We start from the raw sequence: 14013 nt of genomic DNA, 5'->3' as shown, positions 1-14013 counted from the left end.
CTTTCCCCTCTCATTTCAACTTTAAGGCTGAAAAAAACCCCGGTCTAAGATAGACTCGGGGTATGGTTAAATAGAGGGCAGCATTGAAGCTTCCTTCTCTTCATAACCCTTCCAAGCCTCTCTGGACTTTCATTAAAAGGTTTTAAATATGATGTTGTTCAGATGTATCCACCTGCTCTTCTTTCGCCTGCGGAAGAATCAGGTTTAAAATGACACCGACAATCGCAGCAAGCGCCATTCCTGATACTTGGAATCCTCCTTGAGACACTTGGATAAACGCGCCTCCTACACCGATCACAAGGATAACCGATGTGATAATGAGGTTTCTGTTGTTTTCATAATCAATTCTGTTGTCAATCAGCATTCTCAGGCCGCTCGAAGCGATGATTCCGAACAGCAGGAAGGAGACGCCTCCCATGACCGCTGACGGCACTGAACTGATCAGCGCTGAGATTTTGCCGATAAAGCCGAAGCATAATGCAATCACTGCAGCGCCGCCGATGACAAAGACGCTGAATACTCTTGTAATGGCCAGCACGCCAATGTTTTCTCCGTAAGTCGTTGTCGGCGGACCGCCGATCAGGGAAGCCAGAATTGTCGCCACGCTGTCACCCATGATGGAGCGATGAAGCCCCGGCTTTTTAATGAAATCTTGTCCGACAACTTTGCTTAGCACCATTTGATGGCCGATATGCTCAGACATTGTCACAAACGCGACAGGAACCATGGCCGCTGCGATGCCGAGTGTTATTGACGGTGAATAGTCTTTGAACGGGATGATAAATTCAGGCACTGCAAACCATTTCGCGTCAAGCACCGGCTGGAAGTTGACAATCCCTTGTGTAAGGGCAAATAGGTATCCGCCGATAATGCCAATCAGAACCGGTATCAGGCTTAAAAATCCTCGCAAGTAAATTGCGCATATAATCGTGATGGCCAGCGTAACCCCTGCGACACTAAAATGCTTTAAGCTGTAGACCAATTCACTCGCGTTCGGATCAGCGTACATCGCCATGTTTACCGCAGTGCTTGCCAGCCCCAGCCCGATGACGATAATAACAGGGCCTACGACTACAGGAGGGAGAACCTTCATCAGCCAGCCTGTTCCTAGCTGCCTGATCAATAAGGCAATCAGCCCATACACTAACCCCGCAAGAAACGCTCCGACCATGGCCGCTCCCGGCCCGCCGGTCGCTTTGACCAGTATGATCGGAGAAATAAAAGCGAAGGATGAACCGAGATACGCAGGAATTTGCCCTTTCGTAATGAGAAGGTAAGCCAGTGTCCCGATGCCGCTTGTCACCAATGCCACTGCAGGACTCATTCCGACCAGCTTCGGAACCAAAATCGTTGAACCAAACATGGCAAACAAATGCTGCAGGCTGAATGAAACCCACGAGAAAGGTGTCGGGACATCCCTGACTCCTAAATTTACTTTTTTCTTACTCATGATGATTTTCCCCCTGATTGTTAACTTTATATTAGGATGACTCAATGACTGTATAAAAAAACCTCTTTGCTATTTTTACGCAAAGAGGCATACAAAGTCCTGCCGAATACGCTCGGGACTTTGTTTTTGTACCTCTTTGCAACCTCTCTGGATTGCCTTTAAAAAGGTGATCTATTATTCATTTTCATAAATGGCCACGAGATCGTTTTGATCTACCTCATGAAGCTGAACCATTACCTTTTCAGCCTTTGATGTCGGGATGTTTTTCCCGATATAATCCGCTCGGATCGGCAGCTCCCGGTGCCCTCTGTCAACAAGCACAGCCAGCTGAATGGAGGAAGGTCTGCCTACATCAACGAGTGCATCCATGCCTGCTCTGACCGTTCTTCCGGTATATAGGACATCATCAACAAGAATAACTTTTTGATCGTTGATGTCTACCGGAATATCTGCACCTTTCACAAGCGGCTCCTCGTTGCTCGTTTTTTTGGAAAGATCGTCTCTGTAAAGAGTAATATCAATTTCACCGACTGTTACAGGACTTCCTTCAATCTGCTCGATTCGTTCCGCAAGGCGTTTCGCCAAGTAAATTCCTCTTGTCTTGATCCCAACAAGGATGCAGTTATTCATTCCTTTATTGCGTTCGATCATTTCGTGAGCAATTCTGGTCAGCGCCCGTCTGATTGCTTGTTCGTCGAGAATGACAGCTTTTTGATTCAATGTGTGACACCTCACAGTTCATATAGAAGAAAAAACCCCTCTTGCCAGAGCATAGAGGGGTTTTAGGACAAGGTACGCGCCAACACACGCATCCCGTCTATCCGTTATCCTTCTCAGCCTCTCTGGACTGTTTTAAAGAATCTATTCAGCTTCGTTTATTATTTCAGAAAAGAAACAGCCTGTCAATCGTTTTTTCTGAGGCTTTCGATTAATTGTGCCATATCGTCCGGAAGCGGCGCTTCAAATTCGACATATTCACCGGTGCGAGGATGATCAAAACCTAAAATGCCGGCGTGGAGGGCCTGGCCGTTAAAATCAATCGTTTTTCTGGGCCCGTATTTTGGATCGCCCGCTAATGGAAATCCGATATATTTCATATGCACACGAATTTGGTGCGTTCTTCCTGTTTCAAGCTGGCATTCCACCAGCGTAAAATCTTGAAAACGCTCAAGTACATGAAAATGAGTGACGGCGTTTTTGCCATCACGCGCTACAGTCATGCTTTGACGGTCTTTCTTGTCCCGGCCGATCGGCGCGTCAATAGTGCCGTCATCGTGAGAAATAAGCCCGTGGACAACCGCCGTATATTTACGCGTAACCGTTTTGTTGACCAATTGGTTCACGAGTGACTCATGCGCCATATCATTTTTCGCCACCATCAATAAGCCGGACGTGTCCTTATCGATTCTGTGAACAATCCCCGGACGCATCACGCCATTAATGCCGGAAAGATCCGTGCAATGAGCCATAAGGCCGTTTACAAGTGTCCCCGTAAGATGCCCGGGGGCTGGGTGAACAACCATTCCGCGAGGTTTATTGACGACCAGCACATCCTGGTCTTCATAATAAATATCAAGATCCATAGGTTCTGCCAGCACGTCGAGCGCTTCTGGCTCAGGTACAGTGACAGTCACCTGATCACCCGGCTGAATTTTATAATTGGATTTTACGGGGCTTCCGTTTACGACAATTTGTCCGTCTTTCACCCATTGCTGCACCTGGGTTCTCGACCAATCATTCTCAGTCGATGCCAGAAATTTATCAATCCGCTCACTTTTTTGTTCTTCTGAGGCGGTTATATCAATTTGATTCATGCTATTGCTCCTTTTTCTTTTTCCCGCTGTCCAACAGCATTTGTATAAATAAAAGCATGACGCCGACACATAGTGAAGAGTCCGCGATATTAAAAATCGGGTAATTGTAATCCACAATGATGACATGGATAAAATCCACAACTTCCTGTCTGAAGACCCTGTCGATGAAGTTGCCGATGGCACCGCCAAGCATAAGTCCGAGAGCTACGCCAAGAAGCCTTTGTCCTTTAGTATAACGCTGTATGTAATAAACAATGCCAATAATAACCGCGGTTGTAATGAGGTAGAAAAACCACATCTGACCGGCCAATATCCCCCATGCAGCACCCGTATTGCGATGGGAGGTGATATAGAATACCTGATCAATGATCGGAATGCTTTGTCCAAGCTCCATGTTCTTGACGACTAGCCATTTTGTCAATTGATCGGCTGCAATAATAAGAAGTGCAATGATATAATACAGCACAAACGTTCCTCCAGTTTACGGTTACTTTAATCCATTATGCATTTTATCAATAAAAAGCACCGGAGTAAAGATATATCAGGCATATAAACCAGACAGGCACTGTTATTCATACAGTGCCTGTCCATATTCGATATCCGTTGATTTCCACAGCGGAAGCGTTTTTTTTTCAAATTGGACAGAATAAATAAAATCGTTTGCTGTACGGGCTGTCGGCAGTACAGCAAGCTTTGAAAGAGGAATGGGAGCCCCAGATTCTTCACAATATCCGAATGTGCCGTTTTCGATTTTGGACAAAGCGAGAAGAACGTCTTGAAGCTCTTCTTTAATGTGATAGACCAGAGTTGCTTTTTGTTTATGATTGATTGCTGCTTGCGGGCTTGTTGAAGCCTGAAAGCAAGAATACTCAAATAATCTCGACTGTAATTCTTCTTTCATTAGAAGAAGTTCCGTATAAATTGCGGTCAGTTGATCATTCATTCATCACAACTCCTGCTCTTAACGTAATACCTATATTGTTGCCTGTGAATGATGATCTAAAGCCCATAAGATTTTTCCTGCCGTTCTAAACGATGTCACTCTTGGCACAAAAAAAGCCCGGCTTTTACGCCAGGCTATTTTTCATTAATTTTGATAGTATTTTTCAACGATTTCAGCGTTTCGCAATGAAAGTGTAGGATATTTCGGATTTGCCCCCACGTCTTTTGAAATCACTCGGGATCTTTCACACATTTCGCCTTCGGCTTTCTCGACAGCGATTTTACCTGTCGCGAAGCTTTGCGCATCGTTCGGCGCTTCATTTTCTTCGCTGATTGTCAGTTCAGAAACAATAAACAGCTGAGAAAGATTTTCTTTAATCGAAGCCAAGAGCTCTTGGTTTTCTTTGTTTGGATACAGTTTCAAGTTCGCTTCCAATGATTTACCGATAATTTTTTCATTCCGGGCAGTTTCTAATGCTTTTAGCACATCGTCACGGAAAGTCAAAAAGCGGTCAAATTTATCTTCTGTCATTTCACTGTTTGGAACCGCGATTGTTTCCGGCATATCTGTCAGCTGAACGCTCTGCTCTTCAACAAATGCTAAATGAGCCCATAATTCGTCAGCGGTATGAGGAAGGATAGGCGCTGAAAGCTTCACTAATGCTAGAAGCGTTTCATAGAATACCGTCTGCATGCTGCGTCTGTCCGGATGATCCGCATGCTCGATGTAGACAATATCTTTTGCGAAATCAAGATAGAATGAGCTCAATTCGATTGTGCAGAAATTATGGATGCTGTGGTACACAACTGCAAATTCATACTCATCATACGCTTTTTTCACTTTGTCAATCAATTTGTTCAGCTTAATCAGCATATACTGATCCACTTCGCGAAGATCTTCGACAGCCACCGCATTCGTTTTTGGATCAAAGTCGAATAGGTTGCCGTGAAGGAAACGGAACGTATTGCGGATTTTACGGTATACTTCAGCAACCTGCTTTAGGATTGCGTCTGACACGCGAACATCCGCCTGATAATCAACTGAAGACACCCATAATCTCAAGATATCGGCACCAAGCTGTTTCATAACTTTAGCTGGAACAACGACGTTACCGATTGATTTACTCATCTTGCGCCCTTCTCCATCCAGTGCGAAACCATGGCTGAGCACACCTTTATATGGCGCCTTTCCTGTTACGGCTACCGCTGTAGAAAGAGATGAGTTAAACCAGCCGCGATATTGGTCAGATCCTTCAAGGTATAAATCAGCCGGTCGAACGAGGTCTTCACGCTCTTCAAGCACCGCTTGATGGGAAGAGCCTGAATCAAACCAAACATCCATGATGTCCTGTTCTTTTGTGAACGTGCCGTTCGGGCTGCCAGGATGCGTAAAGCCTTCCGGAAGAAGATCCTTCGCTTCTTTTTCAAACCAGATGTTTGATCCGTGCTGTCTGAACAATTCAGAAACATGTTCAATGGTTTCATCTGTAATAATCGGTTCTCCGTTTTCAGCATAGAAAACCGGGATCGGCACACCCCACGCACGCTGTCTGGAAATACACCAGTCTCCGCGGTCACGAACCATGTTGTGCAAACGCTGCTCGCCCCATTCAGGGACCCATTTGGTTTCTTTAATGGCATCCAGCAGGTCTGATCTGAAATCTTTAATTGAAGCAAACCATTGCGCTGTCGCTCTGAAAATGGTTGGTTTTTTTGTTCTCCAATCGTGCGGATAAGAGTGGGTAATGAATTCAAGCTTCACAAGCGCGCCTTTTTCATCAAGCTGCTGTGTGATCGCTTTGTTCGCATCATCATAGAACATGCCTTCAAAGCCTGGCGCTTCGCTTGTCATGACACCTTTTGCATCAACCGGACATAGTACATCCAGACCGTATTTTTGGCCGATGATAAAGTCATCTTCCCCGTGTCCCGGCGCAGTATGAACACAGCCTGTTCCGGCATCAGTTGTTACGTGTTCGCCAAGCATTACAAGAGAGTCTCTGCCATATAGCGGGTGTTCGGCGACAATGTTCTCAAGGTCTTTCCCTTTGATCGTTCTTGTCACTTCATACTGATCAAACCCACATGCAGACGCCACATTTTCCACTAAAGCACTTGCTACAACAAAACGGTCTTCTCCTACTGCAATCACGCTGTACTCAAGGTCAGGATGCACCGAAATTCCGAGGTTCGCCGGAATTGTCCAAGGCGTTGTTGTCCAAATGATGATGCGCTCGCCGCTGTCCAGAACGCCTTTTCCGTCTTTCACACCGAAAGCAACGTAAATAGATGCAGAGCGTTTGTCTTGATATTCGATCTCGGCTTCAGCCAACGCAGACTCACTTGAAGGTGACCAGTTAACCGGTTTAAGACCTTTATAAATGTAGCCTCGTTTTGCCATCTCACCAAAAACGCGGATTTGCTGCGCTTCGTATTCCGGTTTTAATGTCACATATGGGTTTTCCCAATCACCGCGGACACCAAGGCGCTTGAACTGCTCACGCTGGCCCTCGATTTGCTTCCAAGCGTACTCTTCGCACAGTTTGCGGAATTCCGCTACAGACATTTCTTTGCGGTTGACTTTTTTGTTTTTTGTAAGGGCTGTTTCAATCGGCAACCCGTGTGTATCCCAGCCCGGTACATACGGCGCGTTGTAGCCGCTCATTGATTTGTAGCGGACAATAAAGTCCTTTAAAATCTTGTTAAGCGCGTGGCCCATATGGATATCGCCGTTTGCATACGGAGGTCCGTCATGTAAAACAAATTTCGGGCGGTCTTTCGTCCGTTCTTGCACAAGACGGTAGATATCCTCTTCTTCCCATTTCTTTTGCATATCAGGCTCACGATTTGGCAAATTTCCTCGCATCGGGAAATCTGTTTTCGGCATTAAGAGCGTGTCTTTAAAATCCATTTTCATTCCTCCACTGCATTTTTTCAGAAAATAAAAAAAGCCCTCTCATCCCATAAGGGACGAGAAAGCTTATCTCGCGGTACCACCCTTTTAGAAAAAGCAAACAGGCGCTTTTTCCTCTCGAGCATCGTAACGTGATGAGCGTCCTAACCTACTGATAGTTCAGAAAGGAAACTTAAGGGCTGATCTACATGATTCCGGCCATCCCGGACTCTCACCATCTCCGGGTCGCTATGAAAGCCTGAAGGAAACATGACTGTCCCTTTCAACCGTCTTTTCATCTGAATTTATGAACGTATTATATTCGACAAGCTAAGAACATGTCAAGGCAATCAGAGAATTTATTCCTTTTCCTCAAATACTGCGTCGACTTCATACTCAAGCAGATGATCCCAATCGTCATTTTTCAGAAGATCGAGCTGAGCTTCAATCAGCATTTGGAAACGTGTTCTGAATACTTTAGACTGTTTTTTCAGCTCTTCAATTTCCATGGCGATTTTTCTTGATTTTGATAAAGATTCGTTAATAATGCGATCAGCGTTTTTCTCCGCTTCCCGAACGATCAGCTTTGCTTCTTTTTGAGAATTGCGTTTTACGTCTTCAGCCGCCTCTTGAGCAACTAAAATCGATTTATTCAGCGTTTCTTCAATATTGGCAAAGTGTCCGATTCTTTCATCAAGTTCATTGACTTTCGCTTCCAGCTCCGTTTTCTTACGGAGAACAATTTCGTAATCTTTTCTGACTTGCGCTAGGAATTCATTTACTTCATCTTCATCATATCCGCGAAAGCTTTTTGTAAACGTCTTGTTGTGAATATCATTTGGCGTTAATGGCATGATGCCACCTCCATTTTTACATTTCAGTACGGTTATCTAGTTCACATTATAAAACAAATTTTGCACAGATGGAGAAAAAAACTGAAAAACCGACTATTTTTGTCGCTCAAACGTTACTCTCCATTTGTCTTTTTTGGTTTTTCCTTCGATTTTTGTTAAGCTGCAACGGCCAAAGCTTCTGATAGACAGCATGTCCCCTTCTGCCACTATGTATGAAGGATCTTCAACTACCTTCCAGTTCACTTTCACGAGGCCGTTTTTTACAAGCGTCTGTGATTTCTGGCGGGATTGTCTGCTCATAGAGGCGCAGACGGCGTCAAGCCTTAAAGAAGAAACCGTGTCATCTCTTATTTCGACATCAACTGCTGGAATGTTAAGGTCTGACAAGTCAATTTTCTCAAGGCTGACCGCCGCTTTCCCTGCTTGGGTCAGCTGTGCCGCCACAAAATCAGCGGTATCGGCTGAGACAATCAATTGCACTGCCGTCTCAGAAAACACGATATCACCAAATTTTTGCCGCTTTAAGCCTATGCCCATCAATGCACCAAGCAGAGCACGGTGATCTACTGAGACAAATTTTTCAGCGTACCGGACGTGAAATGCCTGCAATTCAAAATCCGACTCTTCCGGAGTGATGTACTCTGGATACAGGATCGCCCGTTTCCGCTCCGCTCTGTCATAGCCTCCGGAAAAAGCAAGTCCAACATCGGCCTGTCCCGTAACAGCAGAGAGGATGACCTGCTCTCGAGGGTCTAAAAAGTCGGTCAGCTTCATTCTGTACTGTTCCTGGACAATTCTTTTCCATTCGAGCGCCTGGTCTATAAAGGCCCGCTCGTCTTTTCTGAAGTGCTGATAGATATCGCTCATCGTCTTTCCCTTCTATGTAAAGAGGCTTGGCTGCTGCCAAGCCCCTATCAAACTGTCACTTTAAAACGCAATCATGCGATAAAGCCCCCACAAGCCGGTTGTCGCAAACCGAAGCACAAGAATAGCCACAATCGGTGAAATATCGAGCATTCCGATTGGCGGGATGATTTTTCTGAATGGTTCGAGATACGGTTCACAAATCTGGGCTAAAAACCGCCCGACCGCTGTTTCTCTTGTACTCGGCACCCATGACATAAAAATATATATGATCAGGGCAAATGAGTATATTGTAATTAATAAGCTTAAAACCGAAAAAACTTGATAAAGGATCATCTCGCTTTACCACCTCTGATGTTCGTCTTCAGATATGAGCTCAGAAATTGTGCCTGATACGTCTACGTTGTCAGGCGTGCAGAGAAAAATATCAGAGCCGATCCTTTGAATATCGCCGCCGATGGCATAAACGGTTCCGCTTAGAAAGTCAACAATTCGCTTAGCCTGGTCATGCTGGATCCGCTGAAGATTGACGACAACTGCCCGCCGGTTTTTCAAATGGTCTGCTATTTCCTGCGCCTCCGCATAAACGCGCGGCTCACTCAACACCACTTTAGAGGATTTCTGAACACTTTGCAAGCTCACTACATTCTGTTTGCCCGCAGGTTTTTGGGCAGCGTAAGCCGGCTTTTCTTTTTGCTCCTGCTCCCCGTCAGATTCCCGCTCTGTCTCAATATATTCATATTCGTATTCTTCATCTTCCATTGAGAAAAAGTTTTTCAGTTTATTTTTCATACTCATTGCTGTACACCCCCTGTTTCATTTCCGACTAACGATGAGCCGATTCTAATATAAGTAGCCCCTTCTTCAATTGCAATTTCAAAATCATTTGACATGCCCATCGACAGTTCTGTACACGGAGCGTTCGGCTGTTTTAGCTCCTGAACCTGGTCACGGAGTTCTCTCAGCGCTTTGAAACAGCTTCTGATCTGATCTTGATCATCAGTCAGCGGAGCCATTGTCATCAGTCCGGCCACAACGATATGGCCAAAACCGGAAAGCTCCTGTATGAATGGAATGACTTCCTCTTTTTTTATGCCGTGTTTAGAAGGCTCAAGAGAGGTATTGACCTGCACAAAGCACTTGACAGTACCTTCAGCCCGTTTTTCAATTTTTTTCGCTAATGAGAGCCGGTCTAAGGAATGGATATAAGAAACCGCATTGACAACGGCTTTTGCTTTTCTTGATTGCAGACTGCCGATAAAATGCCATTCCGGATTCCCTTTTATGATTTCCTGTTTGCGGAGCAGTTCCGCGTCCCGGTTCTCTCCGAGGCAGGTGATGCCCGCATCCACTGCCTCCTGTGCTCTTTCAGGCGATACATATTTCGTGACTGCAATAACCGTAACTTCATCGGAGCTGCGGCCCGATCTGTTACATGCTTCGTTTATTCGTTCGTTTATATGTCGTAAATGATCAACAACACGCAAGATCTTTTATGCCTCCTTCATTCCGATAAAGGACATCATCCGTCCAGTTTTCCCCTGATCGCGGCGGTGTGAATAGAAAAGAGACGGCTCACTTTCCGTGCATAAACCGCTGACAGAGATCTGTTCATTTGCCAAACCGCTGTCGATCAGTATGAGGCGGTTCAGTTCTTTCAAGTCAAGCTGATATTGTCCCTGTCCCGTCTGATTTACGGCACGTTCTGCCGAAACCGGCAATGCGCGGACAGCATTCATGACTCGATCGTCTACCGTATAGCATGCTCCGCTGATAGACGGTCCAATCACAGCATAAATATCTGAGGGATTTGAACCTTCCTGTTCGGCCCATTGCTTCACCATTTCTCTGCCAATCTGTTTGACAGTGCCTTTCCACCCGGCATGGGCAACCCCGACAAGCGATGTAACCGGATCATAAAAGAAAAGAGGCACACAATCAGCAAAGCATAATGCCAAAAATACATTCTTTTCATTTGTATAGAGCCCGTCTGTTGCTTTTAAAGCTGTCTGATACTCACGGGCGCCTTTTCCCCTATCACTGTGCGTCACTTTTTGGACGCGATTATCGTGTGTCTGATCAGCAAATACCCAAGACTGCAAATCAATATTAAACATATCGGCAATATATTCACGATTTTTAACTACATCTGCATCTTTGTCATGAACGTGCAATCCTGTATTTAACGATTCAAAAGGCTTCTGGCTGACACCGCCGTTTTTCGTTGTAAACCCGGCGATGACTTCTCTGTCGTTTTGAATCGCTTGTGTCCAGTCTTGTATCATGAGTGTCGAGGGTGTGGTAAGACTGAATGGGTGATATGTATTCATGGTGATCCAACCTTTCGACAAACATTAAAAAAAGCGGAATTTCCCACTTATTTTACCACATCTTTCTGCATTCGTTGAGCGCCGATTTGCATATTTCTAAATGAAATGTGCCGAAAGAATCTAGGCTTCCGGCATTTACCAATCAACGGCATACAAAACAGGTTATGCATGCGGCTCACTTAATCGGACCAAGATCACATCTTCCCCGATTTTTACTATATTTCGCCATGGAATGACCAATTCCTCTTCTTTTCCAAAAAATCCGAGAACTTTCCCATTTCCCCCCAGTATGATTGCCTGAATTTTGCCTGTGGTCACATTGATATCGATATCGCCAATGCTCCCCAGCTTTTTTCCGTTTGAGACATTAACGACATCCTTCACCTGAAATTCAGAAATGCTGATCATTCCATCACGTCCTTTTTCCGTCCTTTTTTCAAGTATATGAACGGGCGGGCTGAACCTTGTCAGCAAGAAGAAATTTTCGTAGTTACTGTTCTTTTTTACCGCTGCACCACCTGATGATAAAATCAAGCATGATTTTTGTGTAATCTATCAGCTGCTCAATCGATACCTCCTCGTTCACAGAGTGTGCATTGTGCAGATCACCAGGACCGTAGATTACGCTTGGTATGCCGGCATTATACAGCCACCCCCCGTCTGTAACGGATTGAGAAACGTCCATAACCGGACGCTCCCGTTTCACCTCCTCATGAGACGCCGTAAGCGCTAAGACGCCTGGGTGGTATGGGTCAACTTCCAGTGCCGGGAAAATTTCTCCTCTGTCTTCAATCATAGAAGAGCCTCCCCACTTAAAAACAGGGCGGTTTTCCCTCAGCCAAATATCACTGTCACTCAGGCGGTTGATGTAATCTTCTATTTCCGCTGCCACTTGTTCATGGGTTTCGTTTGGGTAAAAATGGACTGTGATCCATAGCCGGCACTCGTCCGCTATAAAAGCCGCATGTCTGCCGCCTTCTATGACAGCCGGGTTAATCGTATTTGTACCTGGTGTAAAACCGGGATAACTTTTCATAATGGACCAGTGGCGTTCTAGTTCACCGAGCCCCGCAATGATTTTTGCCATTTTTTCAATTGCGCTTGCTCCGAATGTTCCCCCGCCTGCGTGAATCATATTCCGCCTCGTCGCATCATGAAACGTTTGACTGCTTTTGATTTCAATCCAGCCTGTAATGACTCCGCCTTGGCCTTGTATATGCATATCACTCGTATCCGCCACAACTGCAAAATCAGCATGATAGCCCCTTTTGCAGCATTCAAGCGTGCCGGCTTCTCCAACTTCCTCCCCGATCACCGATTGCAGAATCAAGTCACCGGGAAGTTCAATACCGGCTTCACGAATCAATTTCACCGCAAACAGCACACACGCCATTCCGCCTTTCATATCAGAAGCGCCCCGCCCGATTAAGAGACCGTTTTTTTCAATTGGGTGAAATGGATCATGCTCCCACTCCTCATCCTCTTTTACCTCTGCCACATCTACATGGCCATTGATGATCAAGCTATGATAATCTGCTGAATCTGTTCCCTTTAGTAGACCTACAACATTGGGGTCTCCCGGGTACACGTCCCATTTGTCAATCAAGAATCCATTTTTCTTTAAAAATTCTGCAACCCATGACTGAATGCCGGCTGTATTTCTTGCAGGCGGAGCAGGTGTTTTATAGGAAATCAGCGTTTTTGCTAGCTGAATAAGCTCCTCCTTTTGATCTTCCGCTCTTTTTATCAGAGAGTCTATTTGTGGCTTCATGTCATCCGCTCCTTTTTTAAAAATCAAAAAGCCGTTTCACATGTATGAAACGGCTTCATCAAAATAAACAGAGTCCTATGTACTCCGAATTTTTCACCGCTTCCCTCCGCTGGCATGATCCAGATCAGGTCAAAAGGGTTGAGACCTATGTCTCTCTCAGCTTCGAAAAGCACCCCTAGGATGAATCAATATGAGTTTGTCAGGCATTCGTGATCGGCTCGGCTCTTGTTAAATACGGCCGGCCCTGATTCCATAATACATGGATTGGTGTATCAAAAAAAGCGGAAAGTATATGATCAGTAAGCATTTCCTTCATTTCTCCCGATCGAAAGACCTCTCCCTGTTTTAATAAAAGGGCTTTGTCAAAGACCGGCAAAATTTCTTCCGCATGATGAGTCACGTAAAGGATCGATGGCGCATTTTCTTTACTTGCAATGTATGTAATCGTATCTAACAGCTTTTCCCGGGCAATAAAATCCAGCCCTGTCACTGGTTCGTCCAATATCAACAGCTCAGGATCGGCCATTAGCGCTCTTGCAATCAAAGCTCTTTGTTTTTCTCCTTGAGAAAGCGTCTCATAACGGCGGTCCGCATATTCAATTGCCCCCAAGTCCTCTAACAAACCGATCGCTTTTTCCCTGATTTGCGCACTTGGCGTTTCATATAATCCAATTGAAGCGTAAGCTCCGCTCAAAGCAATTTCAAATGCTGAATCTGCCGGATAAAATTTTTGCTGAAGTGCCGCTGAGACAAGGCCGATTTTCCGTCTAAGCTTCTCCCCAAGCTCCGTTTTGCCAAATTCATGGCCAAGCACCTGCATCTCGCCTGATGTTGGAAAATAATAAGAGCAAAGCATATTTAACAGCGCGGTCTTGCCGGCTCCATTCAGCCCGTAAAGCACCCAATTTTCCTTTTCTTCCACCTTCCAATGAATATCTTTCAGTATCCATTTTCCATTTCGTTTTAGTGAGACATTGTCAAGCTGCAAAATCATCGTGGTCCCCCTCTTTACTGCCTTTGATAATTATTTAAATTTTCATAAAACTTTGCACAAACTAGGATATCTTATTTTTTCCAAGACGTAAACCACGTGCA

The 14013-nt window shown here is 45.2% G+C and carries 15 protein-coding genes, 1 riboswitch and 1 other annotated feature; all 15 genes read right to left on the bottom strand.

Annotation, left to right across the window (positions count from 1 at the left end; genetic code table 11):
• Positions 1 to 142: 142 nt before the first annotated feature.
• The gene (pyrP, locus tag M1D98_RS08200; RefSeq protein ID WP_456280174.1) at positions 143 to 1450 is read right to left on the bottom strand and encodes a uracil permease PyrP; all 1308 of its coding nucleotides are present in this window, start codon (positions 1448 to 1450) and stop codon (positions 143 to 145) included.
• Between the two features lie 174 nt (positions 1451 to 1624).
• Positions 1625 to 2170: a bifunctional pyrimidine operon transcriptional regulator/uracil phosphoribosyltransferase gene (gene pyrR / locus M1D98_RS08195; RefSeq protein WP_010327919.1), complete on the bottom strand. Its 546-nt coding sequence runs from the start codon at positions 2168 to 2170 to the stop codon at positions 1625 to 1627.
• Positions 2171 to 2352: 182 nt separating this feature from the next.
• Complete coding sequence (locus M1D98_RS08190) at positions 2353 to 3264, bottom strand: RluA family pseudouridine synthase (RefSeq protein WP_121642532.1); 912 nt, start codon at positions 3262 to 3264, stop codon at positions 2353 to 2355.
• A gap of 1 nt (position 3265) precedes the next feature.
• The gene (gene lspA / locus M1D98_RS08185) at positions 3266 to 3730 is read right to left on the bottom strand and encodes a signal peptidase II (RefSeq protein ID WP_010327921.1); all 465 of its coding nucleotides are present in this window, start codon (positions 3728 to 3730) and stop codon (positions 3266 to 3268) included.
• A gap of 102 nt (positions 3731 to 3832) precedes the next feature.
• Complete coding sequence (ylyA, locus tag M1D98_RS08180; RefSeq protein ID WP_121642531.1) at positions 3833 to 4207, bottom strand: sporulation-related RNA polymerase-binding protein YlyA; 375 nt, start codon at positions 4205 to 4207, stop codon at positions 3833 to 3835.
• A 144-nt stretch (positions 4208 to 4351) separates the two neighbouring features.
• Positions 4352 to 7117, bottom strand: a complete 2766-nt coding sequence (gene ileS, locus M1D98_RS08175; RefSeq protein WP_010327923.1) for an isoleucine--tRNA ligase — start codon at positions 7115 to 7117, stop codon at positions 4352 to 4354.
• A 52-nt stretch (positions 7118 to 7169) separates the two neighbouring features.
• Positions 7170 to 7396: a binding site (T-box leader), on the bottom strand.
• A 62-nt stretch (positions 7397 to 7458) separates the two neighbouring features.
• The gene (gene divIVA / locus M1D98_RS08170; RefSeq protein WP_003221468.1) at positions 7459 to 7953 is read right to left on the bottom strand and encodes a septum site-determining protein DivIVA; all 495 of its coding nucleotides are present in this window, start codon (positions 7951 to 7953) and stop codon (positions 7459 to 7461) included.
• A gap of 93 nt (positions 7954 to 8046) precedes the next feature.
• Positions 8047 to 8820: a YlmH/Sll1252 family protein gene (locus tag M1D98_RS08165; RefSeq protein WP_435576697.1), complete on the bottom strand. Its 774-nt coding sequence runs from the start codon at positions 8818 to 8820 to the stop codon at positions 8047 to 8049.
• A gap of 60 nt (positions 8821 to 8880) precedes the next feature.
• Complete coding sequence (locus M1D98_RS08160; protein WP_010327925.1) at positions 8881 to 9153, bottom strand: YggT family protein; 273 nt, start codon at positions 9151 to 9153, stop codon at positions 8881 to 8883.
• Between the two features lie 6 nt (positions 9154 to 9159).
• Positions 9160 to 9615, bottom strand: a complete 456-nt coding sequence (gene sepF / locus M1D98_RS08155) for a cell division protein SepF (RefSeq protein ID WP_010327926.1) — start codon at positions 9613 to 9615, stop codon at positions 9160 to 9162.
• Positions 9612 to 10304 (bottom strand): YggS family pyridoxal phosphate-dependent enzyme, encoded by a 693-nt coding sequence (locus M1D98_RS08150; protein WP_435576698.1) that lies wholly within the window; start codon positions 10302 to 10304, stop codon positions 9612 to 9614. The genes sepF and M1D98_RS08150 overlap by 4 nt, the downstream gene beginning before the upstream one ends.
• Positions 10305 to 10310: 6 nt before the next feature.
• Positions 10311 to 11147, bottom strand: a complete 837-nt coding sequence (pgeF, locus tag M1D98_RS08145) for a peptidoglycan editing factor PgeF (RefSeq protein ID WP_121642528.1) — start codon at positions 11145 to 11147, stop codon at positions 10311 to 10313.
• 162 nt (positions 11148 to 11309) lie between these two features.
• Positions 11310 to 11555, bottom strand: coding sequence for a YlmC/YmxH family sporulation protein (locus M1D98_RS08140; RefSeq protein ID WP_003232153.1), 246 nt, complete (start codon positions 11553 to 11555; stop codon positions 11310 to 11312).
• 82 nt (positions 11556 to 11637) lie between these two features.
• Positions 11638 to 12918, bottom strand: coding sequence for an acetylornithine deacetylase (locus M1D98_RS08135; RefSeq protein WP_121642527.1), 1281 nt, complete (start codon positions 12916 to 12918; stop codon positions 11638 to 11640).
• Between the two features lie 84 nt (positions 12919 to 13002).
• Positions 13003 to 13105: riboswitch (TPP riboswitch) on the bottom strand.
• A gap of 12 nt (positions 13106 to 13117) precedes the next feature.
• The gene (locus tag M1D98_RS08130; RefSeq protein WP_435576699.1) at positions 13118 to 13912 is read right to left on the bottom strand and encodes an ATP-binding cassette domain-containing protein; all 795 of its coding nucleotides are present in this window, start codon (positions 13910 to 13912) and stop codon (positions 13118 to 13120) included.
• Positions 13913 to 14013: the final 101 nt, after the last annotated feature.

The organism is Bacillus sp. K7, from assembly GCF_053903245.1.
This window is presented reverse-complemented; position numbering and strand designations above follow the sequence as displayed.